This window comes from Paenibacillus glycanilyticus (genome assembly GCF_023715145.1).
Taxonomy (GTDB): domain Bacteria; phylum Bacillota; class Bacilli; order Paenibacillales; family Paenibacillaceae; genus Pristimantibacillus; species Pristimantibacillus glycanilyticus_A.
The window spans coordinates 18,635-41,940 of sequence record NZ_JAMBNP010000019.1; the positions used below are offsets into that span (position 1 = coordinate 18,635).

Sequence of the window (23,306 nt, forward strand, 5' to 3'; positions counted from 1 at the left end):
TCGCGGTTCCTTTCTTTATTTTGTACACTTATTCTTTGTTTTCTATTATTTTTGAAAATGTTTTCATCTTCTAAGATGAAGTAGCAAGAAGTCGCGACTGATGAATGCTACACAGACAAAAGGGAGGCAACACAAATGGGAATCCGTAAAAAGGCAGCGATCGGCCTGACGTCCGCGATGGCCGTCATGCTCTTGCTGAGCGCCTGCGGAAGCAACGGCGGCAACAACGGCAATACTGCAGCAAACAACAACACGTCTTCGTCTGGCAATACGGGCGGAAGCAGCGCCAAACCGGTTGAATTGAACTGGTACACAATCGGCACGCCGCAAAAAGACGTCGATAAAGTCATGGAAGCGGTTAGCGCCTACACGAAAGACAAGATTGGTGCAACGGTTAAAATGACGATGATCGACTGGGGCGATTACAACCAGAAGATGCAAGTACTGACGGCTTCCGGCGCGGACATGGACATCATGTTCACTGCGGCATGGGCGTTCGATTACGTGCAAAACGCTCGCAAAGGGGCTTTCGCTCCTATCGACGATCTGCTGGCTCAATATGGCAAAGGCATTACCGATACGCTGAACCCTGCCTTCCTGAACGGTTCCAAAGTCGATGGCAAGAACTACGGCGTACCGGCGAACAAAGAACTTCCGACATCCGAGGTATGGCGCTTCAACAAAAACCTTCTTGACGAGAACAAGCTGAGCATCACGGACGTGCGTACCCTGGAAAGCCTGGAGCCACTGCTCAAAACGGTCAAAGAAAATAACCCGGACGTGACTCCGCTGCAAGTGGACAAGACCTTCACGCCGTACATTCCATACGACTACTTGATCGAGAAATTCCCGCTCGCGGTGAAGCTTGACGACTCCAGCTACAAAATCGTTAACGTTTTCGAAACGCCTGAAATGAAGCAAGCGCTCGAAACGATGCACAAATACTACCAAGCCGGCTACATCCCAACGGAAGCCGCAACGCTGGAATCGTCCTCGGACGTACAAGCAACTGGCAAATGGTTCGCCGACAAAGCGACTACGCAGCCATTCGCGGACAACGTATGGTCGACAAGCTATGGCTACCCAATCGTTTCGACTCCGATGAGCGATGCGCTGATCTACAACCAATCGGTTATGGGTTCCATGCAAGCCATCTCCGCAAACTCGAAGCATAAAGAAAAAGCAATGGAATTCCTGAACCTGCTGAACACTGATCCGGTTCTTCGCAACATGGTTGACTCCGGCATCGAAGGCACGCACTACAAGGTAACAGACGGCGACTACATGGAGAACCTGCCGGAGTCCAAAAACTACGACATGCCTACATTCTCGCTTGGCAACATTATGATCACGCACCTGAACCCAGGCGATCCTGCAGACAAATGGGAACAGTTCAAGAAATACAACGATGCCGGCAAACCTGCGGCACTGCTTGGCTTCAACTTCGATCCGACGAAAGTATCGAGCGAGATCGCAGCCGTGCAAAACGCGAAGGAATCCTTCTGGGCACCGCTCATGACGGGTACAGTCGATCCGGATAAATACTTGCCGCAAGCGATCAAGAAGCTGAATGACGCGGGTCTTGGCAAAATCCTGACCGAAGCGCAAACGCAGCTCGACGCTTGGAAAGCTACGCAAGGCAAGTAAACCATTTATAGAACCGAAGGGCGAATGTTCGGCATTCGCCCTTTTTTTCAGAAACGGAGAAACGAACGGGATGGACATCCCGTACGTTATTTCTCGTTATTTCTCGTTCTAAGGAATGAAACGCGCCACCCCGCCCTAAGGACGGTGAAGCCGTTTCGCCATTGGACAAATTGCCGCAGGCCCTTGGCCATGCGAACCGACTTCACTTAGAAAGGGTGAAACCCATGAAGGCCTTAGGGCGTTTCTTCAAAGACATCAGCCGCAATAAAGCCCTGCTCCTGATGGTGCTTCCGGCTACCGTCTGGTTTATTTTCTTCTCGTACCTGCCAATGCTCGGCACGGTAATTTCCTTTAAGGAATACCGCGTGCACGGCGGATTTCTCTCCAGCATCATTAACAGCCGCTGGGTCGGCTTAGACAATTTCAAGTTCCTGTTCAGCACGGAAGACGCGTATGTCATTACCCGAAATACCTTGCTCTACAACATCGTGTTCATCATCATTGGTCTCGTTCTGGCAGTGGCCATGGCCATTGTCCTTTCAGAAATCGCAAATAAGCGGCTGGCGAAATGGTACCAAACGGGGATGTTCCTGCCTTACTTCCTCTCTTGGGTCATCGTCGGTTATTTCGTATATAGCTTCCTCAGCTACGATCGCGGCGTGATGAACAAAATCGTCCTCGCGTTCGGCATGGATCCGCAGCAATGGTATTCGGAGCCGAAGTACTGGCCGTTCATTATCGTCATCGTATTCCTATGGAAGTCCCTCGGCTATAACAGCGTCGTCTATCTTGCCGCAATCATGGGCATCGACAAATCGCTGTACGAAGCGGCCATGATCGACGGCGCGAACAAATGGCAGCAGATCCGCAACGTCACGCTGCCAATGCTTGCGCCGCTCATGACCATTTTGACCTTGCTGGCCATCGGCCGCATTTTCTACGCGGATTTCGGCTTGTTCTATCAAGTTACCCGCGATTCCGGAACGCTCTACAACGTCACGAACGTTATCGATACTTATGTCTACCGCGGCCTGAAAACAACCGGGGAGATCGGCATGAGCACCGCAGCCGGCCTGTATCAATCGTTTGTTGGCTTCGTGCTCGTTATCACGTCCAACTGGATTGTCCGTCGTTTCAACAAAGACAACGCGCTATTCTAAAAAGAATGTTCTGCATTCCCTGTCGGTGACAGGGAATGCAGCAGTCATTTGCTTCAAGAGCAATTAGGAAGAAAGGAGCATCATCATGGCATCCCTTAGGAAAACCAAGGACTTTCACCGGCTGACGCCGGCCTGGAACGTCATCTTCAACGTCATTGCCGGGCTGTTCGCGCTGGCTTGCGTGTTTCCGTTTCTGCTCGTCATGGTCATCTCGTTCACGGACGAGAAGACGCTGGCGCAGGACGGGTATTCGTTATTTCCGAACAAATGGAGTACCGACGCCTACAGCTACCTGTTCAAGGCGGGCGACCAATTATTGCGCTCCTACGGCGTGACGATCTTCGTCACGGTGATCGGCACGGCGATCAGCTTGATCTTCATCTCGCTCTTCGCGTACGCGATCTCCCGCAAAGGATTCAAATACCGTAAATTTTTCGCGTTCCTCGCCTTCTTCACGATGCTCTTCAACGGCGGACTCGTGCCGTCCTACATCGTGACGACAAAGCTGCTCGGCCTCGGGAATTCCCTGTGGGCGCTCATTTTGCCGCTAGCGGTCAATGCGTTCTATATCATGATCATGCGCACGTTCTTCTCGACCATGATTCCGGACGCGATCATCGAATCCGGCAAGATCGACGGTGCCGGCGAGTTCGGCATCTTCTTCCGGCTCATCGTGCCGCTCGCGCTGCCGGGCCTTGCGACAATCGCGTTGTTCAACGTGCTCGGTTATTGGAATGACTGGTTCAACGCCTTGCTCTACATCGAGAATCCCGACCTGGTGCCGCTGCAATCGATGCTGATGCGGATCGAGAACAGCATGCAGTTCATTCTCGCCAACAGCAACAATGCCTCCCTGGGGACGGCCGTGCTGCAGTCGATGCCGCAGGATACGTCGCGGATGGCGATGGTCGTCTTGGCAACCGGGCCGATCGTGCTCGCTTATCCGTTCTTCCAGCGCTATTTCGTACAAGGTTTGACGGTTGGCGCCGTAAAAGAGTAATGCTCTTTAGCCTCGAAGGCTAATTAAACGAAAGTTACACATTATCACAAACATTCACACCGCAAGCGGCCCGCGGCGCGGACAACCGCCCACGGGCCGTTTGCGATGCGCGTAAATTAATGAAGCGATTATAGTAACGACAAAGGGGAAAACCACCATGGAACAATTCAGATTGCCGAAAATCGACATGCCGCACCTGCCTCTTCCGCAGTCCGTGCAAGCGGTGCTGGCGGAGGCGGAGACTCGCCTCGCGCACCGTCCGAAGCTGCTTCAGCTGTTCAAGAACTGTTTTCCGAATACGCTGGAAACGACAACCAAACTGCTGAACGACGGCACGACGTTCGTTATTACGGGAGATATCCCGGCAATGTGGCTGCGCGATTCCGTCGAGCAGGTTATGCACTACGTACCGTTCGCTAAGGACGACGCCGACCTGCAGCGGATTATCGGCGGCCTGATCAAGCTGCACATGCGCAACATCGTCATTGACCCTTACGCGAACGCGTTCAACGAGATGGCGAACGACTGGCACTGGAATACCGACGACAAGACGGACATGTCCCCTTGGGTATGGGAGCGCAAATTCGAGCTCGATTCCATCTGCTTCTCGATGCGCCTCGCATTCGCATACTGGAAAGAAACCGGCCGCGCCGACATTTTTGACGCGGACTTCAAGGTTGCCATGCGCGCCGCTGTCGACCTGTGGAAACGGGAGCAGCACCATTTCGAGCGTTCGCCGTACCGCTTCGAGCGGGACAACGGCATCATGACCGATTCGCTCATGAACGACGGCCTCGGCATGCCGGTCAACTATACGGGCATGGTCTGGTCCGGCTTCCGTCCGAGCGACGACGCCTGCGATTTCCATTACAACATCCCGGACAACATGTTCGCGGTTGTCACGCTCCGCCAGATGCGCGAGATCGCCGAATTCGTCTTCCGCGACCTGTCGTTCGAGAAGGAAATGGCGAAGCTCGAGCGTGAGATTAACCACGGCATCCAGCTGTACGGCATCTACCGGCATCCGGAGTTTGGGCCGATCTACGCTTACGAGACCGACGGCTTCGGCAATTACTGCCTGATGGACGACGCGGGCACGCCGGGCTTGATCTCGATTCCGTACCTCGGCTATGTGGACGGGGACGATCCGATCTACCAGAACACCCGCCGTTTCGCGCTGAGCAAGGAAAACCCGTTCTATTACGAAGGAAAGGCCGCAAAAGGCATCGGCAGCCCGCATACGCCGCCGGGGTATATCTGGCATATGGCCTTGTCCATGCAAGGGCTGACGGCCAAGACGGACGAGGAGAAACTCGCCATGATCGCGGTCTTGGAAGCGACGGACGCCGACACCGGCTTCATGCACGAAGGGTTCCATTCGGACGATCCATCCGTATTCACGCGCAAATGGTTCGCCTGGTCCAACAGCTTGTTCTCGCAGCTTGTCTATAAAGCGATGAAAGCAGGATTACTTGATGCTTAATTCAACGATTATTTTCTATGATGGCGCCTTCCCGGGCGCCTCTGCCATTGGCGGAACGGAATTGGAACAGCTGCGTGGCGTGGGCGATGTATGCGGCGCCGAGGCGCTGGCAGCAAAGCTGGAAGATGCGGACGGCGGCGTATTCGTGTCGCTGCATGCGCCTTATTTTCCCGCGGCGGCTTGGGAAGCGCTGCTCGGGTTCTTGAAACGCGGCGGCGGCTTGATCAGCCTGGGCGGCGCGCCCTTCCGAGTGCCGGTCCGCAAAGAAGCCGGCGAATGGCTCGCAGAGCCGGAGCAAACGGCGTATCACCGGCAGCTGCGTATTCACGAGATGCTGCCAGTGAAGGCTGCGCCAATCGCGAAGCTGGCCGCTGCCGAGGAAATCCCGCTATTCCAGGGCCGGGAGGCGCTGCTTGACGTTGCGGATACGTGGAACCTCGTGCCGCATGTGACCAAATCGAGCGACCTGCCGCTGCAGATGGGCTCGGCCGGTCCGATGGACGCTCATATTTACCCCGTGCTGAAGGGCATCTCCGCCGAAGGACGGGAAGTGGCTGCACCAGCCGTGCTGTGGGAGAACACGAAGGGTGATTTCGCCGGCGGACGCTGGCTGTTCGTCAACCAGACGCTTGGCGCGGATTTCTTCGCGCGCGGCGGAGCCGAGGCGCTGCAAGCGTGGGCGGCGTTCTGCGCTGCAGGCGTGACCGAGCTGTGGTTGAAGCCAAGCTATGCTTCCTACGAGCTGCATGAGCGGCCGATGCTGACGCTGCAGGCGCAGAAGCTGGGTCGCGGCGCGGCTGGCACGACGAACTGGACGTTCGATATCAAAGTCCGCCATGGCGAAGGCACGGACGTGTTCATCTACCGCCACGAGGCGGAAATCGGTCCCGAGCTCGAGCTGAAGCGCATTCCGCTGACCGTCGACATCCACGCGGGTTATTATCTTGTGGATTGCGTCGCCAAGTCCTCGGACGGCGAGACGCGCCTGTTTCGCCAAGGCTTCTGGGGCTTGGACGCCGGCTTGCTGAACACCGGCGGGCTGCTGTCGCGCGGACGGGATTATTTCGAGAAGGACGGGCGTCCGATGCCGGTTGTCGGCATGACTTACATGACATCGGACGTAGCGCGCAAATTCCTGTTCCTGCCGAACGTATCGGTGTGGGACCGCGATATGGCGCAAATGCGCAAGGCGGGCATCAACTGGATCCGCACGGGCATCTGGACGGCGTACCGCAACATCATGCAGGTGGACGGGCATGCGTCGGAGGAAGTGCTGCGCTCGATCGACGCGTTCTTCATGACCGCGAAGCGGCACGGCCTGCAGGTAACGTTTACGTTCTTCTCCTTTACTCCTGAGACATGGGAAGGCACGAACCCGTATCTCGATCCGCGCAGCGTGGAAGCGCAGAAGCGGTTCATCCGCTCCATCGTCAGCCGACACCGCGAGACGACGAACGTCGATTGGGACCTGATCAACGAGCCGTCGATGTTCGATCCGCCGCGGATCTTCTCCGACGGTCCGCGCTCGAGCCGCGACCGGTTCGAAAAGGCGGCGTACGCGGAATGGCTGGCGGAGCGCCACGGCGCCATCGGGAAGCTGCGCGAACGCTGGGGCATGACCCCGGGCGAGCTGCCGGATTTCGCGTCCGCTGTCATTCCGGAGCCGGAGGACATCAACTTCGACGTGCAAGACATGCATCAAGGCAAACGGGGCACGCGTTGGCTCGATTACGCGCTGTTCTCCATGGACATGCACAACCGCTGGGCGAAGCAGCTCGTCGATGCGATCAAGGAAAGCAATCCGTCGCAGCTTGTGACGGTCGGCCAGGACGAAGCGCTCGGCGCGCAGCGGCCGTCGCCGTTCTTTTACGGAGAAGAGGTCGATTACACGACCGTGCATTCCTGGTGGCTGAACGACCATCTGCTGTGGGACGGCATCTTCGCGAAGACGGCTGACAAGCCAAACGTCGTGCAGGAGACGGGCATTATGTACGTGGAAACGCCGGCCGGATTCGCGAAGCGCTCCGAGGAAGAGCTGCGGGCGATGCTGGAGCGCAAATACGCTTATGCCTTCGCGGCAGGCGGAGCCGGAGCCGTGCAGTGGATCTGGAACACCAACTTCTACATGGACAATGCGAACGAATCCCATATCGGCGCGCTGCGGGCGGACGGAACCGAGAAGCCGGAGGCGGACGTCTCCTACCGGTTCGGCAGCTTCATGGAGCAGATCCGCGATCTGTTCCGGGACCGCGAGCTCGAAGATGTCGCCGCCGTATTCCCTTACTCCAACGACTTCTCCAACCGCAAGCTGGCGTTTGACGCGACGACGCGCTTGACGCGCGTGCTCGGCTACGAGCTGAATACGCCGTTCCGCGGCGTGTCGGAGTATCATCTGGACGCGCTGGAGGCGGCGCCGGCCAAGCTGATCATCGTGCCATCCGCGCATAATTTCGCCGACGAAGCATTCTCGCGTCTGCTGGACATCGTGGATCGGACGGCCGCGACGCTCTTGTTCACTGGCCCGCTCGGCCTCGATGCCTACTGGCGTGAAGCGGACCGCCTCGCGGATACGTTCGGCCCGCGGAAGACGGCCAACGTCGTCCGGGAAGAACGGCTTGCGATCGGGGACAAGGCGTATCCGGTATCGTACGGTCACCGGAGGATCGCGGAAGTGTTCAAGGAAGCCGGCTACGGCGCCCCTGCGGGAGCAGACCAGGTCATGGAGGCAGCTTACGGGCAAGGACGCCTGATCTGGTGCCCGCTGCCCGTGGAGCTGAACGAACGCGCCGAGCCGGTCGCGGCGCTCTACGCGCACGCGCTGGAGATTTCCGGCGCGCGCCGCGAATTGCAATGGATTAAGGGCGGCGACCTGGCCGGCGTATACGGGCGGAGTCTTCGTTTCAAGGACGGCGAGCTCTTCGTGTTCGTATCCGAATACGCGCATGACGCGAAGATCGAAGTGAAGTCCGCCGAGACGGAAACAACCTATTCGTTCGTGCTGGAACGGGAGCGCGCGGTGTTATTTGCCGTCGACAAGGCCGGCCGCGTGACGGCGGTCTATCGCCCGGATGAAGTAGAAGTGCTGGCGCTGCCGGCCGAATAAGGCTTGAAATCGAAAGGAGACGATCGCCATGGCGAACGCTAATCATAGAAAAACGGCGCATATCATCTCGCACACGCATTGGGACCGCGAATGGTATCTGCCTTACGAGAAACACCACGTGCGGCTTATCGCACTTATGGATACGCTGCTGGACACGCTGGAGAACGATACGGAATACCGCAGCTTCTATCTGGATGGACAGACCATCATCATCGAAGACTACCTGCAGGTACGCCCGGACCAACGGGAGCGCCTGGAGAAATGGATTCGCGAGGGACGCATTCATATCGGCCCATGGTACGTCCTGCAGGATGCGTTCCTGACAAGCAGCGAAGCGAATGTCCGCAATCTGCAGATCGGGCATCAAGATGCCTCGCATTACGGCACGATCGCGAAGGTCGGATATTTCCCCGACACCTTCGGCAACATCGGCCAAGCGCCGCAGCTCATGAAGCAGGCGGGCATCGACAACGCGGTGTTCGGCCGCGGCGTCAAGCCGACGGGCTTCAACAACATGGTCTCGGACTCCGCTTATGAGTCGTCCTTCTCGGAGCTCGTATGGGAAGGACCCGACGGCTCGCAGGTGCTCGGCATTCTGTTCGCCAACTGGTACAGCAATGGCAATGAGGTGCCCGTAGATGAAGCGGAAGCCAAGGAGTACTGGGACCGCAAGCTGGCCGATGCCGGCAAATACGCATCGACGGGACAGCTGCTGTTCATGAACGGGTGCGATCACCAGCCAATCCAGACGGATCTGGCCGAAGCGATCCGCGTCGCGCGCAAGCTTTACCCGGATACGGATTTCGTCCACTCCAATTTCCCGGATTACCTGGCGTCGCTGAAGTCGTCGCTCGAAGACAAGCAGTTGTCGGTCGTGCGCGGCGAGCTGCGCAGCCAGCGGACGGACGGCTGGTCGACACTCGTGAATACGGCATCCGCCCGCGTCTACCTGAAACAGATGAACCAAGCCGGCCAGACGATCCTAGAGAAGGTCGCCGAGCCGCTTGCCGCGTTTGCGCATGTGACGGGCCAGGCCAAGTACCCGCATCATCTATTGAAGTACGCTTGGAAAACGCTCATGCAGAACCATCCGCACGACAGCATCTGCGGCTGCAGCGTCGACGAGGTGCACCGCGAGATGGTCACCCGCTTTGATAAGAGCCGCCATGTGGCGGAGACGATCGTCGACGACAGCAAACACGCGATCGCAGGCACGGTCGATACAAGCGTATTCGCGGGCTACGGACAGGATCCGCTGCCGCTCGTCGCGTTCAATACGACGGGATGGACGCGCAGCGGCGTCTTGGAAGTCGAGCTGGACGTTGCGCGCGTGTATTTCCGCGAAGGCATCGCCCCGAATGACATGATTCGCATGATGAAGGAAATGTCCGTCGAGGGCCGCACGCTCGTGGATGCGGATGGCAATGCCGTCGCGCATACGGTGGAGGATTTGGGCTTGCAATTCGGCTACGACCTGCCGGATGACAAATTCCGTCAACCCTATTGGACGCGCCGCGTGAAGCTGACGTTCGAAGCGACCGCCGTGCCGGCGCTTGGCTTGAAAACTTACGCTTGGGTGCTTGGAGCTGCAGGCGCCGCTTCTTCGCCTTCCATGGTGACCGGTCCCCGTACGCTTGCGAACGATAGCCTGAGCATCGAAATCGCCGAGGACGGAACCTTGGCAGTAACGGATATCGCCAGCGGACGCACGTACCGCGATCTGCTCATCTATGAAAATGTCGGAGATATCGGCAACGAGTACATGTTCAAGCAGCCGGACGGCGAGCCGGTTCTCACGACCAAGGGTCTCGCGGCTGAAATCCGCGTCATCGAAGACAGCGCGTACCGCGCCGCGGTCGAGATCGTGCATCATTGGTCCATCCCGGCATCCGCCGATGAGCTGTTCGAGCAGGAGAAGCAGGAAGCCGTCTATTATCCCGAGCGCAAAGCCGGCCGTTCGACAACATTCGTGCCGTTCACGATTCGCACCGTCGTCAGCCTGGAACGCTCCGGACGCGGCGTAGGCATCCGTACGACGTTTAATAACCAAGCGAAGGACCATCGCGTGCGCGCATTGTTCCCAACCGATCTGACCGCGTCCGTCCATCGGGCCGATGCGATCTTCGAAGTGGCAGTTCGCGACAACGAGCCGGCTGCCGAATGGGAGAACCCGAGCAACGCGCAGCATCAGCAAGCCTTTGCCGATGTCAGCGACGACAAGCAGGGCCTCACGATCGCGAACTTTGGCTTAAACGAATACGAAGTGCTTCGCGACGGCCGCAATACGATTGCCGTCACGCTGCTTCGCTCCGTCTCCGAGCTTGGCGACTGGGGCGTCTTCCCGACGCCGGAAGCGCAATGCCTCGGCGAGCATACGACCGAGCTGTTGATCCTTCCGCATAGCGGAGATGGCGCGGCTACTGGCGCATATGCTGGCGCGTATCAGTTCCAAGCGCCGTGGACAAGCGCGCAGACCAGCGTACACGCCGGAACACTGTCGCCGGTGCACTCGTTCCTGGCATGGGAAGGGGAAGGTATTGCGTTCTCCTCGGCCAAAATCGCCGAAGCGACGGGCGACCTTATGCTGCGCTGGTTCAACATGCGGCCGGAAGCAGCTAAGCTGCAGGCGCAGCCGAGCATCGGCACGGCCGCAGCGGCTTACGCGAGCGATGTGCTCGAACAAGCGGGCGAACGCCTGCAGCCATCCAGTGAAGGCGCGAACGGTTCGTTCGCGGCGGAGCTTGGGCCTTGCGAGATCTATACGGTAGGCATCGCGGCAGCGAAATGATGCCGTCCGGCACTTGTGAATGGGATTTAACGGAATGAGAAGGAATGAGAAAGAGGATGAATTGGCAATCGCCGGATCATCCTCTTTTTTATTGCGGCTCGATTGCTGATTGCCATAGCCCCCGCCTCCTTCAACAACCACTCGGGTAGCGCACTTAATTTAACCACTATAAACGCCCTCTACGGCTACGAACATAGGCTCAGCCTCTTACACACTATCGAATCATATTCGCCGCTTTAGAAGGCACTACAGCGTCTCTGCGCCATAATAAGTGAAATACAAATGGTCGACGGCGAAAGAATAGTGGATTCGCCCATTCCCCTGTCTCCGCTCCTACATACAATGTTTTAGCCCATCAAATAAGGAGTGCGAAAAACATGTCATTTTTCCCGCCTTTTGGACCACCAGGATTCCCGGGACCACCGGGGTCACCAGGCTCTCCCGGACAGCCGGGGCAGCCAGGGCAGCCGATGGCGCCCAGCTCACCTCCGCCGGGATTCATCCCTCAACAACCGTCAGTCTCCCCTTTTGCCGTTGACCCGGGAGCGATATCTCGCTGCATGTTCAGGAATACGTACATTTGGTTAAGGAATGGAAATCAATTCTGGTTTTTCCCCGTTTTCTTAGGGCGCACATCGGTTGCGGGCTTTCAGTGGAACGGAAGGTTTTGGATGTACACTGGCGTGAGCCTGCAGTCCATTCAATCGTTCACATGCGTGTAACCAAACACAAGAAAAAGCTCCGTCCCACTAGGGATGGAGCTTTTTCTTGTGTTTGAAACCTCAGCGAAACAGCCTATTAGCAGCGAAGCCGATAAAAGCAAAAACCACATCCTCATGCGGATGTGGTTCATGATGGTGGAGGCGAGGGGATTTGAACCCCTGTCCGAAGACAACGCCACACAGGCTTCTACGGGTGTAGTCACAGTATTGATGTCACCCGAGCGTCGTCCCGTAACCGACTACGCGTTGGGTCAGCCTGATTATCTTCTTCCGTCGACCCCAGGCGGAGACCGAAGCGGCGTATCCCACTACTTGTTAGCCCCTAGTCTAGTCACATGGGCGATGCTAGGTAGGAGCACGCTCACAGGTTATTAAGCTGCGAAAGCGTAAGTTTGTTGTTGTTTGCCATTTAATAGGCTTTAGCGTTGATGAAGCAGACGACTCCCTGCTACCCGCAACCCGTGCTCGTACTATCCCCGTCGAATCCATAAACGCCCCCAATTCAGCATAAACGGTACATGGACCGATTAGCCTTAAGAACGCTCGGAATGAGGTTAAGCGCTTCTTACGCGCTGTTCATTACAAGCAAGTACTGCCTTCACTGATTTGTTGCAGCCGCGCCTTGTATTCCTTGGCGCTTCTTTAGTATAACACGAACGTCCTAACAATTGCTCAGATTCTTGCTGCCAATGATGGCGGAAAGCTGGAACCTGAACCAGCGGCTGAAGCAAATGCCAACTATCTTGCGACCTTCTGCTTCTCCCGCAGCGCACGCTGAATATCGCGCTGTGCATCCCGCTTCGCGGCCGTATCGCGCTTATCATACTGCTTCTTGCCTTTACCAAGGCCGATCAGCAGCTTCGCGTAACCGTTCTTCACATAAATCTTAAGCGGCACAATGGAATAGCCTTCCTGCTTGGACTGGCCAAGCAGCTTATGAATTTGCTGTTTATGGAGCAGCAGCTTCCTAGCACGCGTTGGATCAGTAGGGTTATGGCGGTTGCCCTGTTCAAAAGGACTGATGTGCATATTATGAATAAACATCTCGCCATTCCGGATGGTCGCAAACGCGTCGCTAATATTCGCTTTCCCCATGCGGAGCGCTTTAATCTCCGTGCCCATCAGCACGATTCCCGCTTCATACGTATCTTCAATGAAGTAATCATGGGAAGCTTTTTTGTTTTGAGCGAGCTGTTTGCCGTCATTCCTCTTAGCACCCACAGCGATTCACCTCATCTTCGTTTACGCAAAAAGCGTTATTAAGAATTCATTGTAACAACTTTATAAATCTAAAGCAAGGCTCGCAAATACATCGCTTACATAAAACAAAAAACCGCCCCGTTAAGGGCGGTCTTCGTTCGTTAAATTAAGCTATTACAGCTTAACAACGTTCTCAGCTTGTGGTCCGCGGTTGCCTTGAACAACGTTGAACTCAACGCGTTGGCCTTCTTCAAGAGTTTTGAAGCCTTCGCCAACGATTGCGGAGAAGTGTACGAATACGTCATTGCCGCCTTCAACTTCGATGAAGCCGAAACCTTTCTCAGCGTTGAACCATTTAACTGTACCTTGTTGCATGTGTATTACCTCCAAAAATGTATTAATATGCGCCTATTTCGTATCGAAACAAAAAATTCACACATTGAAAAAGGTCCATGACTTAAATGACACCCTTTTCAATATGTGAATTCAGGTTCATATCATCAATTGTTTTGAGTGTACTATACCCAAAATCAAAAATCAAGCGACAAGCTTAAATATATTTTCCCAGCTTATCCAAGGAAAACGGCGCTGCTTCCCCGCAGCCTGCGCTCCGTCAAAGCAGCGCCGTTATTTCAAGTTATAGTACGTCTTTATGTTAAATATTTATTTACGTTTCTTGCGGACAAACGCTGCGGTGGAATTGCCTCCGCCATTCCCGTTGCCGCCGTCTCCGCCTTTTCTTTTCCTTTTCTTGTTCTTCCCTTCTTCGCCGGAATTATTCGCCCCGCGGGAAGAATTTTCAGTGCGCTGGCCTCCGCCGCCTCCGCTTCGGTTGCCGCGGTTGCCACGGCCGCCGCGTCCACCGCGGCCGCCTTCGAAGGAGGAGCCTTGATCCGGATCTTCGCCCGTATCGGCGTCTCTGCCCCGGCTGCCGCTAATCGGCAGCCCCCACATATCCGTGCGCGCCCTTGCCCCGCGCACTTGCCGCGCCGGCTCGAGCGGCTTCGCCTGCTCTTGCCAAGGCGAGCGCTCCGCCGCGCCTTCGGCCGGGCGGGCCGCGCCTTCGGCCGGGCGGGCCGCGCCTTGCGCCGCTCTGCGGTCAGCGCCATCCGGCTTCCGCTTCGCGCTGCCGGCTTCGCCGGCCTTGCCGCGTCCGCCTTTGCCTCCGCGGCCGCCCGCTTGCGCGCCGTTTCTCTCTCCGCGCGCGTCTCCGCCGCGGCCATCCTTGCCTCGTCCGCCAGGTTTTCCGCCGCCGCGGCCAACTACCGCGCCCGTGTCCCCGCCGCGGCCAAAGCCGCTGCGCTTGCGTCCGCCGCCGCGGCTGGCTCCAAAGCCCGCGTCCGCGACGCCTTTGAAGTCGCTGCGCGGCTTCATATCAACCATCTCGAAATCAATCGTATAGTCATCCATGTTGACCTGCGACACGCGAATCTTCACTTCATCGCCAATGCGGTATACCTTCGAGGTACGTTCGCCGATCAGCACCATATGAAGCTCATGGAAATGATAGTAGTCATCCGTCAGACCGCTCAGACGAATAAGGCCTTCCACCGTATTGTCCAGCTCGACAAACATGCCGAAGCTTGTCACGCTGCTAATAATGCCGTCGAATTCCTCGCCGACCTTATCCAGCATGAATTCGCATTTTTTGAGCTTATCCGTATCCCGCTCCGCATCAACAGCCACGCGTTCGCGTTCGGAGGAATGCTGGGCGATATCCGGCATGCGCGCCGCGAGCGCCTCGTTGCGCATTTCCGGCAATGCCCCGCCGTTTTCGAGCACTTCGCGGATAACCCGGTGAATAACTAGATCGGGGTAACGCCGGATCGGCGAAGTAAAGTGGGAGTAGAATTCCGCCGCGAGACCAAAGTGCCCCAGGCTCTCCGCATCGTATTTCGCCTGCTTCATCGAACGAAGCATAACGGTCGAGATAACGGTCTCTTCCTTCGTGCCGTGAATCTCCTCCAGAAGCGTCTGCAGGGCGCGTGGATGGACCGAATTGCCCTTGCCCTTCACGACATAGCCGAAGTTCGACGCAAACTGCATGAAATGCAGCAGCTTCTCTTGATCCGGGTCTTCATGAATCCGGTACAGGAACGGCACGCGGAGCCAGTGGAAATGCTCGGCCACCGTTTCGTTCGCCGCCAGCATGAACTCTTCAATGATCTGCTCGGCAACGGAACGTTCCCGCTTCACGATATCAACGGCCTTGCCCTGCTCGTCCACAATAACCTTCGACTCCTGGAAGTCGAAATCAATCGCGCCGCGCTTCATCCGTTTCTTCCGAAGCTTCATCGCAAGCTCTTCCATTAGCGTGAACATATCGAGCAGATCGGCATACCGTTCCTTCAGCTCGGTCTCCGGCTCTTCTTCGGAAGCCGTCAAGATCTTGCGAACGTTCGTATAGGTCATTCGTTCCTTCGTCCGGATAACGCTCGTAAACACATCATGACGCACACGCTTCAGCTTTGGATCAAACTCCATCTCGCAGGAGAGCGTCAACCGGTCTACCTGCGGATTCAGCGAGCAAATCCCGTTCGACAGGCGATGCGGCAGCATCGGGATAACCCGGTCTACCAGGTACACGCTGCAGCCGCGGCGGAAAGCTTCCTGATCCAATGCCGAGCGCTCCTTCACGTAATACCCGACATCGGCGATATGAACGCCAAGCAGGTAATTCCCGTTCTCAAGCCGTTTCACATGAACGGCGTCATCGAGGTCCTTCGCGTCCTCGCCGTCAATCGTCACGATGACTTCTCCACGGAGATCGCGACGCCCCTGTTCAATAATCTCTTCTTCGGTAATGGAGTCCGGAGCCGCCTCGGCTTCGGCCATCACTTCATCCGAGAAACCTTCAGGCAATTGATGCTTGCGGATAATCGACAAAATGTCGATACCCGGATCATTGCGGTGACCAAGAATTTCGTTAATTTCACCCTGTGCAGCCGAACGTCCTTCCGGGTAGGAAATGATCTTTACGACAACCTTCTGTCCGGTTACCGCTCCCTGGAATTCACCTTTCGGAATAAAAATATCCCGGTTAATCCGTTTATCATCCGGAACAACGAAGCCAAAAGCCTCATGGCTTTCGAACGTGCCGACCACCTGCGTGACCGCACGCTGCACAATGCGTACAACCTCGCCTTCCATCCGGCCGCCGCCTTCGCTTTGCGAAGTAATGCGCACCAGCGCGATATCACCGTTCATCGCGCTCTTCTGATCGTTTGCATGTATGTAAACATCAGGATGATCCTTCTCATCAGGCAGCAGAAAAGCGAAGCCCTTCGCATGTGCCTGTATCTTTCCTCTCAGCAGGTTCATCCGCTCCGGAACGCCATAGCGCTCGTTACGCGTACGAATGACTTTGCCCTCGTCCTCTAACTGATTAAGCAGCTTCAGGAATTCCTTGAATTCCGCCGCATCGCTAATGCCGTAATGCTGCTCCAGCTCTTGATAAGTCATTGGCTTGTAAGCCGTTTCCCGCATAAAATCAAGCAGTTCCTGCTCTTGCATCATAGTTTACCTCGTCACCTCATACACCGGAGGCTTTCCTTACCGCCATCCAGCTACCGGTTGATAGATTATCATATACCGTTTAGTATACACGAATTTATTGTTCAGCATCCGTAAAATGCCCTGAAAAAACAAAAAACGGAGGTCTCCCTCCGTTTTCGAGTACGAATCGTAATCATTTAAACTTTAACAACGTATGCTACAACAAGAGACAAGATGAAGAAGCCGCTTGCCAAGCCTACTGTTAGACGCTGTAGGAACAAGTCCAGACCGCGAGCTTTCTGCTTGCCGAACAAATGCTCAGCACCGCCAGTTATCGCACCGGACAAACCAGCGCTTTTCCCTTTTTGAAGCAATACAACCGAGATCAAGCCAACTGCGAAAATAACGAGCAAAATCTTCCAAAAGATTTCCATTTGATCCACCTCCAGCATAGGAGCTCCGTAAAACACATAATTTGATTTTATCATAGTAGGACAAGTAATTCAATAGTTTCAAATTCCCCCGCCGCTTCCTCTATATGACAAAACCTCGGGGCATTTCGACAGCAGCAAAAAAGGCATCCCCTCACCGGGATGCCTTTCCTTATCGCGATTACAAGCAAAAAACTTATTTGAAGTTTTTCAGGTTGTAGAACGCGGATTTGCCAGCATATTGAGCAACCGAGCCCAGTTGGTCTTCGATGCGAAGCAATTGGTTGTATTTCGCTACGCGGTCCGTACGGGACGGAGCGCCTGTTTTGATTTGGCCAGCGTTTGTAGCAACTGCGATGTCAGCGATTGTGCTGTCTTCGCTCTCGCCCGAACGGTGGGAGATAACAGCTGTGTAACCAGCGCGTTTCGCCATTTCGATTGCGTCGAATGTTTCAGTAAGCGAACCGATTTGGTTAACTTTAACGAGGATGGAGTTGCCCACGCCTTTTTCGATACCGTCGGACAGACGCTCTGTGTTTGTAACGAACAGGTCGTCACCAACGAGTTGAACTTTGCCGCCGAGTTTGTCAGTGAGCAATTTCCAACCTTCCCAGTCGTCTTCGGAGCAGCCGTCTTCGATTGTGATGATAGGATACTTCTCAACCCACGAAGCAAGCAGGTCAACGAATTCAGCGGAAGTGAAGGATTTGCCTTCGCCTTCGAGGTGGTATTTGCCGTCCTTGTAGAACTCAGTGGAAGCTACGTCCATGCCGAGGAATACGTCAACGCCCGGTTTGTAGCCGGCACGCTCGATTGCGGAGATGATTGTTGTGATTGCTTCTTCGTTGGAACCAAGGTTAGGAGCAAAGCCGCCTTCGTCGCCTACTGCCGTGTTCAGGCCTTTGTCTTTCAGAACCGATTTCAGGTTGTGGAAGATTTCAGCGCCGATGCGAAGAGCTTCTTTGAAGGTTGGAGCGCCAACCGGCAGAACCATGAACTCTTGAACGTCAACGTTGTTGTCAGCATGCTCGCCGCCGTTGATGATGTTCATCATTGGAACCGGAAGCGTTTTTGCGTTGAAGCCGCCCAGGTAAGTGTACAAAGGCACGTCCAGCGCGTCAGCTGCAGCGCGTGCAACAGCCATCGATACAGCCAGGATTGCGTTAGCGCCAAGCTTTGCTTTGTTAGGAGTACCGTCAAGCTCGATCATTTTGCGGTCGATAGCTACTTGATCAAGAGCGTCCAGACCGATAATTTCAGGCGCGATAATCGCGTTAACGTTCTCAACCGCTTTTTCTACGCCTTTGCCCAGGTAACGGCCTTTGTCGCCGTCACGAAGCTCAACAGCCTCGTAAGCGCCAGTGGATGCGCCGGATGGTACGATAGCGCGGCCTTTGCCGCCGGACTCCAGGGATACTTCTACTTCTACAGTTGGATTCCCGCGGGAATCCAGCACTTCGCGTGCGTAAACGTCAACGATAATAGACATTTGAGTAACACTCCTTAATATTTAAGTTTATTTATAGGGTTGAAGCATGGAAAACAAGCTGTTTTGATTCTACCTTGAAACTTACTTCTGAATCAACGTTGTACCTGTCATTTGCTCTGGCTTAGCCAGTTGCAGCAGATCAAGTACCGTTGGAGCCAGATCCGCCAGAATGCCGCCTTCGCGAAGCTCTCCGCCAGCGACTGTAACGATACAAGGAACCGGGTTCGTTGTATGCGCAGTGAAAGGACGCCCATTTTCGTCGAATACCATGTCCGCGTTGCCGTGGTCAGCCGTAATGATGGCCACGCCGCCTTTTGCAAGGACAGCCTCTACCACTTGGCCCAGACATTCGTCAGTAGCTTCTACCGCTTTGATTGTCGGCTCCAGCATGCCGGAGTGGCCAACCATGTCGGGATTCGCAAAGTTAAGGATAATCGCGTCATGCTTGTCGGCTTCGATCTCTCTCACCGCTGCCGCCGCAACTTCGTATGCGCTCATCTCTGGCTGCAGGTCGTAAGTTGCCACTTTTGGCGAATTGATCAGAACGCGCGTCTCGCCCGGAAGCTCAACATCGCGGCCGCCGCTGAAGAAGAACGTGACATGCGGATATTTCTCCGTCTCCGCGATGCGCAATTGCTTCTTGTTGTTCTGAACAAGCACTTCACCAAGCGTATTATCCAGGTTCTTAGGGGAGTAAGCCACATAACCGCCGATTGTCTCGCTGAACAGCGTCAGACAGACAAAATGCAGATTCTTAGGGCATTTCTCGCCGCGGTCGAAACCACGGAAATCTTCGTTCGTGAATACTTGTCCAAGCTGAATCGCACGGTCGGGACGGAAGTTGAAGAAGACGATCGAATCTTCCGATTCAACCAGACCTACCGGCTCTTCATTCTCGCCCACGATAACCGTTGGCATAACGAATTCATCATAAACGGATTTTTCGTAGGATTCAACTACAGCCTTGATCGGATCCGTATATTTAGGGCCATCGCCATATACCATCGCGCGGTAAGACTTTTCCGTACGCTCCCAGCGTTTGTCGCGGTCCATTGCGTAGTAGCGGCCTTGAACCGTAGCGATCTGGCCTACTCCTACTTCTTCTATTTTCGCCTGAAGCTGTTCCAGGTAACCCTTCGCGCTGTCCGGAGCAACGTCGCGGCCGTCAAGGAAAGCATGAATAAATACTTCGTTCAGCTCTTCTTTCTTAGCCAGTTCCAGCAGGGCAAAAAGGTGAGCGATGTGGCTGTGTACGCCGCCATCGGACAAAAGTCCGTACAGGTGAAGCTTCTTGCCGTTCGATTTCGCATGGCGAACTGCCCCAAGAAGCGTCTCATTGTCGTAGAACTCGCCGTCGCGGATCGACTTCGAAATCCGTGTCAGATCCTGATACACGATACGGCCTGCGCCGATGTTCAGGTGTCCTACTTCGGAGTTGCCCATTTGGCCATCCGGCAAGCCTACTGCTTCACCGGAAGCAGTCAGGGTTGTGTGCGGATATGTCGACCAGTAACGGTCGTAGTTCGGCTTTTTCGCTTGGGCAACGGCATTGCCCGTTACGTCATCGCGAAGGCCGAAGCCGTCAAGAATAATCAGCGCAACAGGTTTCGGAGCCATCTTACTTGGCCCCCTCAACGAGTGCGATATAGGAAGCCGGTTCGAGCGATGCACCGCCGACGAGAGCGCCGTCGATGTCTGCTTGACCCAGGTATTCTGCTACATTGTTAGGTTTTACGCTGCCGCCGTATTGGATACGAACCGCATCGGCTGTTGCTGCATCGTACAGATCAGCAACTACGCTGCGGATGTAACCGATAACGTCTTGCGCGTCTTCGGAAGTCGAGGATTTGCCGGTACCGATCGCCCAGATTGGCTCATAAGCGATAACCACTTCGGCAGCTTGCGCAGCAGACAGGCCTTGGAATGCTGCTTCTGTTTGCACTTTGCAAACGTCCTTCGTTTGGTTCGCTTCGCGCTCTTCGAGCTTTTCGCCTACGCAAACGATTGGCGTAATGCCGTTTTTGAAAGCTGCGTGCATTTTTTTGTTAACGATCTCGTCTGTTTCCGCGAAGTAAGCGCGACGCTCGGAATGTCCGATAATCGCGTATTTCACGCCAAGGTCCTTCAGCATAACGCCGCTGATCTCGCCCGTGAACGCACCGTTGTCTTCGAAGTGCAGGTTTTGCGCGCCGATAGCGATCGACGTGCCTTTTGCCGCTTCAACAAGAGCAGGAAGCGTTGTGTAAGGAGCACAGATAACGCTCTCTACGCCGGCAACTTCCGCTTTGCCTTTTACTTCGGAGAAGAACGATACAGCTTCGGAAACGGTTTTAAACATTTTCCAGTTACCTGCAATGATAGGTGTTCTGCTCATCGTAATCCCTCTTTTCTATGTTTAGACTATCTTATTTGTCGTTAAGAGCTACAACGCCCGGAAGCGCTTTGCCTTCCATGAACTCCAGGGAAGCGCCGCCGCCAGTGGAGATATGATCCATTTTGTCTGCCACGCCGAATTTCTCGGCTGCCGCAGCGGAGTCGCCGCCGCCGATAACTGTATAGCCGGCAGTTTCTGCACATGCGTTAGCGACTGCACGAGTACCGTGGGAGAATGGTTCGATTTCGAATACGCCCATAGGACCGTTCCAAACAACGAGCTTCGAGTTCTTGATCACGTCAGCGTAAATTTCACGCGTCTTAGGACCAATGTCGATGCCTTCCCAGTCAGCAGGAATGCCGTCGATGTCAACGATTTTGGTGTTCGCATCTTTGCTGAACTCGTCGGTAACAACGATATCAACCGGAATCAGGAAGTTTTTGCCGAGCGATTTTGCTTTCTCGATGAACTCAAGAGCCAGATCCAGCTTGGAGTTGTCAACGAGCGATTGGCCGATTTCATGGCCTTGTGCTTTGAAGAAGGTGTAGGAAAGGCCGCCGCCGATGATGATGTTATCCGCGATTTCGATCATTTTGTTGATAACGTCGATTTTGTCCTTAACCTTCGAACCGCCAACAATCGCCGTGAAAGGACGCTCAGGGTTGTTCAGCGCTTTGCCAAGAACCTCAAGCTCGCGTTCCATCAAGAGACCGGATACCGCAGGCAGGTAGTGAGCGATGCCTTCTGTCGAAGCATGCGCACGGTGTGCTGCGCCAAATGCATCGTTTACGAACAGATCAGCCAGCTCAGCGAATTGCTTAGCCAGTTCCGGATCGTTCTTCTCTTCGCCAGCGTGGAAACGAACGTTCTCAAGCAGGAGCACGTCGCCGTTGTTCAGCGCGTTTACTTGTGCTTTCACTTCTTCGCCAACGGAGTCGTTAGCTTTCACAACCGGTTTGCCCAGAAGCTCGGACAGACGTACAGCGGAAGCCGTATGGCGCAGTTCTTCAACTACTTCACCGTTTGGACGGCCAAGGTGGCTCGCGAGGATTACTTTAGCGCCTTTTTCGATCAAGAAGTTGATCGTAGGAAGCGTTTCGCGGATCCGTTTGTCATCCGTAATCTTGCCATCTTCGAGTGGTACGTTGAAATCGACGCGCACAAATACGCGTTTGCCAGCTACTTCTACGTCACGAACACTTTTCTTATTCATTGGTGTTGCCTCCCAGATTATGAAGTTGAAAGCATTGAAAGCATACAAAAAAAGACGCCCCTTCTCGCAGGAAGGAACGCCTTCGCCTTAAATTCCACCCAAGTGGAGCCGCAGACTAAGCGTATCCCGGGGCATTAACCCCGGGACCTCCATGCCATTGTGGGGAATGCTAGATTATCTTACAGACCTTTGGATGCAACGAAAGCTGCGAGGTCAACTACGCGGTTCGAGTAGCCCCACTCGTTGTCGTACCAGGAGATAACTTTAACCATGTTGCCTTCTACTACCATAGTCGACAGAGCGTCGATTGTGGAGGAAGCTGGGTCGCTGTTGTAGTCGCTCGATACCAGCGGCAGTTCGTTGTAGTTCAGAATGCCTTTAAGAGCGCCTTCGGAAGCTTCTTTCAGAGCTGCGTTAACTTCTTCAACCGTAACGTTAACTTTCAGTTCAGCAACCAGGTCAGTTACGGAAACGTTAGGCGTAGGAACGCGCATAGCCATGCCGTTCAGTTTGCCTTTCAGTTCCGGCAGAACCAGGGATACCGCTTTTGCAGCGCCAGTCGACGAAGGAATGATGTTCTCAGCAGCTGCGCGAGCGCGGCGCAGGTCTTTGTGAGGAACGTCCAGTACGGCTTGGTCGTTTGTGTACGAGTGAATAGTAGTCATCATACCTTTAACGATGCCGAATTTGTCGTTCAATACTTTTGCGAATGGCGCCAGACAGTTTGTTGTGCAAGAAGCGTTGGAGATAACAGTGTGCGATGCAGCATCGTACTTGTCTTCGTTAACGCCCATAACGATTGTGATGTCTTCGTTAGTTGCAGGAGCGGAGATGATAACTTTTTTAGCGCCGCCTTTAAGGTGAAGCTCGGCTTTTTCTTTCGCTGTGAAGATACCAGTGGATTCAACAACGATCTCAGCGCCTACGGAGCCCCATGCCAGGTTCTCAGGGTTACGCTCAGCAAATACTTTGATTTCTTTGCCGTTAACGAGAATTGCGCCTTCTTGTGCTTCAACCGTAGCATCCAGAGTGCCATGAGTTGTGTCATATTTCAGCAGGTGAGCCAAAGTCTTAGTGTCAGTCAGGTCATTCACCGCTACTACTTCTACATTAGGGTTGTTCAGCGCTGCGCGGAACACGTTACGGCCGATACGACCAAATCCGTTAATACCAATTTTAACCATTTTAAATTCCTCCTAAG

General features: G+C 54.8%; 16 protein-coding genes and 1 other RNA gene. 7 read left to right on the plus strand and 10 right to left on the minus strand.

Annotation, left to right across the window (positions count from 1 at the left end; genetic code table 11):
* Positions 1 to 135 precede the first annotated feature (135 nt).
* The 7 genes from M3194_RS29165 (at position 136) to M3194_RS29195 (ending at position 11,903) form a co-directional block, all read left to right on the plus strand.
* Complete coding sequence (locus M3194_RS29165; protein WP_251657667.1) at positions 136 to 1,647, plus strand: ABC transporter substrate-binding protein; 1,512 nt, start codon at positions 136 to 138, stop codon at positions 1,645 to 1,647.
* Positions 1,648 to 1,871: 224 nt separating this feature from the next.
* Entirely contained in the window at positions 1,872 to 2,807 is a 936-nt protein-coding gene (locus M3194_RS29170) for an ABC transporter permease (protein ID WP_251657668.1), read from the plus strand.
* Between the two features lie 85 nt (positions 2,808 to 2,892).
* Positions 2,893 to 3,807: a carbohydrate ABC transporter permease gene (locus tag M3194_RS29175; protein ID WP_251657669.1), complete on the plus strand. Its 915-nt coding sequence runs from the start codon at positions 2,893 to 2,895 to the stop codon at positions 3,805 to 3,807.
* 157 nt (positions 3,808 to 3,964) lie between these two features.
* Positions 3,965 to 5,290, plus strand: coding sequence for a glycoside hydrolase family 125 protein (locus M3194_RS29180; protein WP_251657670.1), 1,326 nt, complete (start codon positions 3,965 to 3,967; stop codon positions 5,288 to 5,290).
* Positions 5,283 to 8,393: a beta-galactosidase gene (locus M3194_RS29185; RefSeq protein WP_251657671.1), complete on the plus strand. Its 3,111-nt coding sequence runs from the start codon at positions 5,283 to 5,285 to the stop codon at positions 8,391 to 8,393. The genes M3194_RS29180 and M3194_RS29185 overlap by 8 nt, the downstream gene beginning before the upstream one ends.
* Before the next feature lie 28 nt (positions 8,394 to 8,421).
* Positions 8,422 to 11,181 carry an alpha-mannosidase gene (locus M3194_RS29190; RefSeq protein ID WP_251657672.1) on the plus strand — a complete coding sequence of 920 codons (2,760 nt, stop codon included), beginning with the start codon at positions 8,422 to 8,424 and terminating at the stop codon, positions 11,179 to 11,181.
* 377 nt (positions 11,182 to 11,558) lie between these two features.
* Complete coding sequence (locus M3194_RS29195; protein ID WP_251657673.1) at positions 11,559 to 11,903, plus strand: collagen-like protein; 345 nt, start codon at positions 11,559 to 11,561, stop codon at positions 11,901 to 11,903.
* A gap of 133 nt (positions 11,904 to 12,036) precedes the next feature.
* On the opposite strand, the gene ssrA is transcribed toward M3194_RS29195, so the two are convergent.
* The 10 genes from ssrA to gap form a co-directional block, all read right to left on the minus strand.
* Positions 12,037 to 12,402: a transfer-messenger RNA gene (ssrA, locus tag M3194_RS29200) on the minus strand.
* Between the two features lie 239 nt (positions 12,403 to 12,641).
* Positions 12,642 to 13,124: an SsrA-binding protein SmpB gene (gene smpB / locus M3194_RS29205; RefSeq protein WP_251657674.1), complete on the minus strand. Its 483-nt coding sequence runs from the start codon at positions 13,122 to 13,124 to the stop codon at positions 12,642 to 12,644.
* A 153-nt stretch (positions 13,125 to 13,277) separates the two neighbouring features.
* Entirely contained in the window at positions 13,278 to 13,478 is a 201-nt protein-coding gene (locus tag M3194_RS29210) for a cold-shock protein (protein WP_012772186.1), read from the minus strand.
* Between the two features lie 288 nt (positions 13,479 to 13,766).
* Positions 13,767 to 16,619: a ribonuclease R gene (rnr, locus tag M3194_RS29215; protein ID WP_251657675.1), complete on the minus strand. Its 2,853-nt coding sequence runs from the start codon at positions 16,617 to 16,619 to the stop codon at positions 13,767 to 13,769.
* A 176-nt stretch (positions 16,620 to 16,795) separates the two neighbouring features.
* A complete protein-coding gene (gene secG / locus M3194_RS29220) occupies positions 16,796 to 17,032 on the minus strand; it encodes a preprotein translocase subunit SecG (RefSeq protein ID WP_251657676.1) in 237 nt (78 codons plus the stop codon).
* Between the two features lie 193 nt (positions 17,033 to 17,225).
* On the minus strand, positions 17,226 to 18,518 hold the full coding sequence (eno, locus tag M3194_RS29225) for a phosphopyruvate hydratase (protein ID WP_251657677.1): 1,293 nt from the start codon (positions 18,516 to 18,518) through the stop codon (positions 17,226 to 17,228).
* Positions 18,519 to 18,599: 81 nt separating this feature from the next.
* Entirely contained in the window at positions 18,600 to 20,135 is a 1,536-nt protein-coding gene (gene gpmI / locus M3194_RS29230; RefSeq protein WP_251657678.1) for a 2,3-bisphosphoglycerate-independent phosphoglycerate mutase, read from the minus strand.
* Position 20,136: 1 nt separating this feature from the next.
* Positions 20,137 to 20,892 carry a triose-phosphate isomerase gene (tpiA, locus tag M3194_RS29235; RefSeq protein ID WP_251657679.1) on the minus strand — a complete coding sequence of 252 codons (756 nt, stop codon included), beginning with the start codon at positions 20,890 to 20,892 and terminating at the stop codon, positions 20,137 to 20,139.
* Positions 20,893 to 20,923: 31 nt separating this feature from the next.
* Complete coding sequence (locus tag M3194_RS29240; RefSeq protein WP_251657680.1) at positions 20,924 to 22,105, minus strand: phosphoglycerate kinase; 1,182 nt, start codon at positions 22,103 to 22,105, stop codon at positions 20,924 to 20,926.
* A gap of 179 nt (positions 22,106 to 22,284) precedes the next feature.
* Positions 22,285 to 23,289 carry a type I glyceraldehyde-3-phosphate dehydrogenase gene (gap, locus tag M3194_RS29245; protein ID WP_251657681.1) on the minus strand — a complete coding sequence of 335 codons (1,005 nt, stop codon included), beginning with the start codon at positions 23,287 to 23,289 and terminating at the stop codon, positions 22,285 to 22,287.
* Positions 23,290 to 23,306 lie beyond the last annotated feature (17 nt).

Bases quoted from the DNA above. Each gene is read 5' to 3' on its own strand.
- M3194_RS29190 (WP_251657672.1), top strand. From the start codon at position 8,422: ATGGCGAACGCTAATCATAGAAAAACGGCGCATATCATCTCGCACACG.
- rnr (WP_251657675.1), bottom strand. From the start codon at position 16,619: ATGATGCAAGAGCAGGAACTGCTTGATTTTATGCGGGAAACGGCTTAC.
- M3194_RS29240 (WP_251657680.1), bottom strand. From the start codon at position 22,105: ATGAATAAGAAAAGTGTTCGTGACGTAGAAGTAGCTGGCAAACGCGTA.
- M3194_RS29175 (WP_251657669.1), top strand. From the start codon at position 2,893: ATGGCATCCCTTAGGAAAACCAAGGACTTTCACCGGCTGACGCCGGCC.
- gpmI (WP_251657678.1), bottom strand. From the start codon at position 20,135: ATGGCTCCGAAACCTGTTGCGCTGATTATTCTTGACGGCTTCGGCCTT.
- M3194_RS29170 (WP_251657668.1), top strand. From the start codon at position 1,872: ATGAAGGCCTTAGGGCGTTTCTTCAAAGACATCAGCCGCAATAAAGCC.
- M3194_RS29165 (WP_251657667.1), top strand. From the start codon at position 136: ATGGGAATCCGTAAAAAGGCAGCGATCGGCCTGACGTCCGCGATGGCC.
- eno (WP_251657677.1), bottom strand. From the start codon at position 18,518: ATGTCTATTATCGTTGACGTTTACGCACGCGAAGTGCTGGATTCCCGC.
- M3194_RS29185 (WP_251657671.1), top strand. From the start codon at position 5,283: ATGCTTAATTCAACGATTATTTTCTATGATGGCGCCTTCCCGGGCGCC.
- M3194_RS29195 (WP_251657673.1), top strand. From the start codon at position 11,559: ATGTCATTTTTCCCGCCTTTTGGACCACCAGGATTCCCGGGACCACCG.
- M3194_RS29180 (WP_251657670.1), top strand. From the start codon at position 3,965: ATGGAACAATTCAGATTGCCGAAAATCGACATGCCGCACCTGCCTCTT.
- secG (WP_251657676.1), bottom strand. From the start codon at position 17,032: ATGGAAATCTTTTGGAAGATTTTGCTCGTTATTTTCGCAGTTGGCTTG.
- M3194_RS29210 (WP_012772186.1), bottom strand. From the start codon at position 13,478: ATGCAACAAGGTACAGTTAAATGGTTCAACGCTGAGAAAGGTTTCGGC.
- gap (WP_251657681.1), bottom strand. From the start codon at position 23,289: ATGGTTAAAATTGGTATTAACGGATTTGGTCGTATCGGCCGTAACGTG.
- tpiA (WP_251657679.1), bottom strand. From the start codon at position 20,892: ATGAGCAGAACACCTATCATTGCAGGTAACTGGAAAATGTTTAAAACC.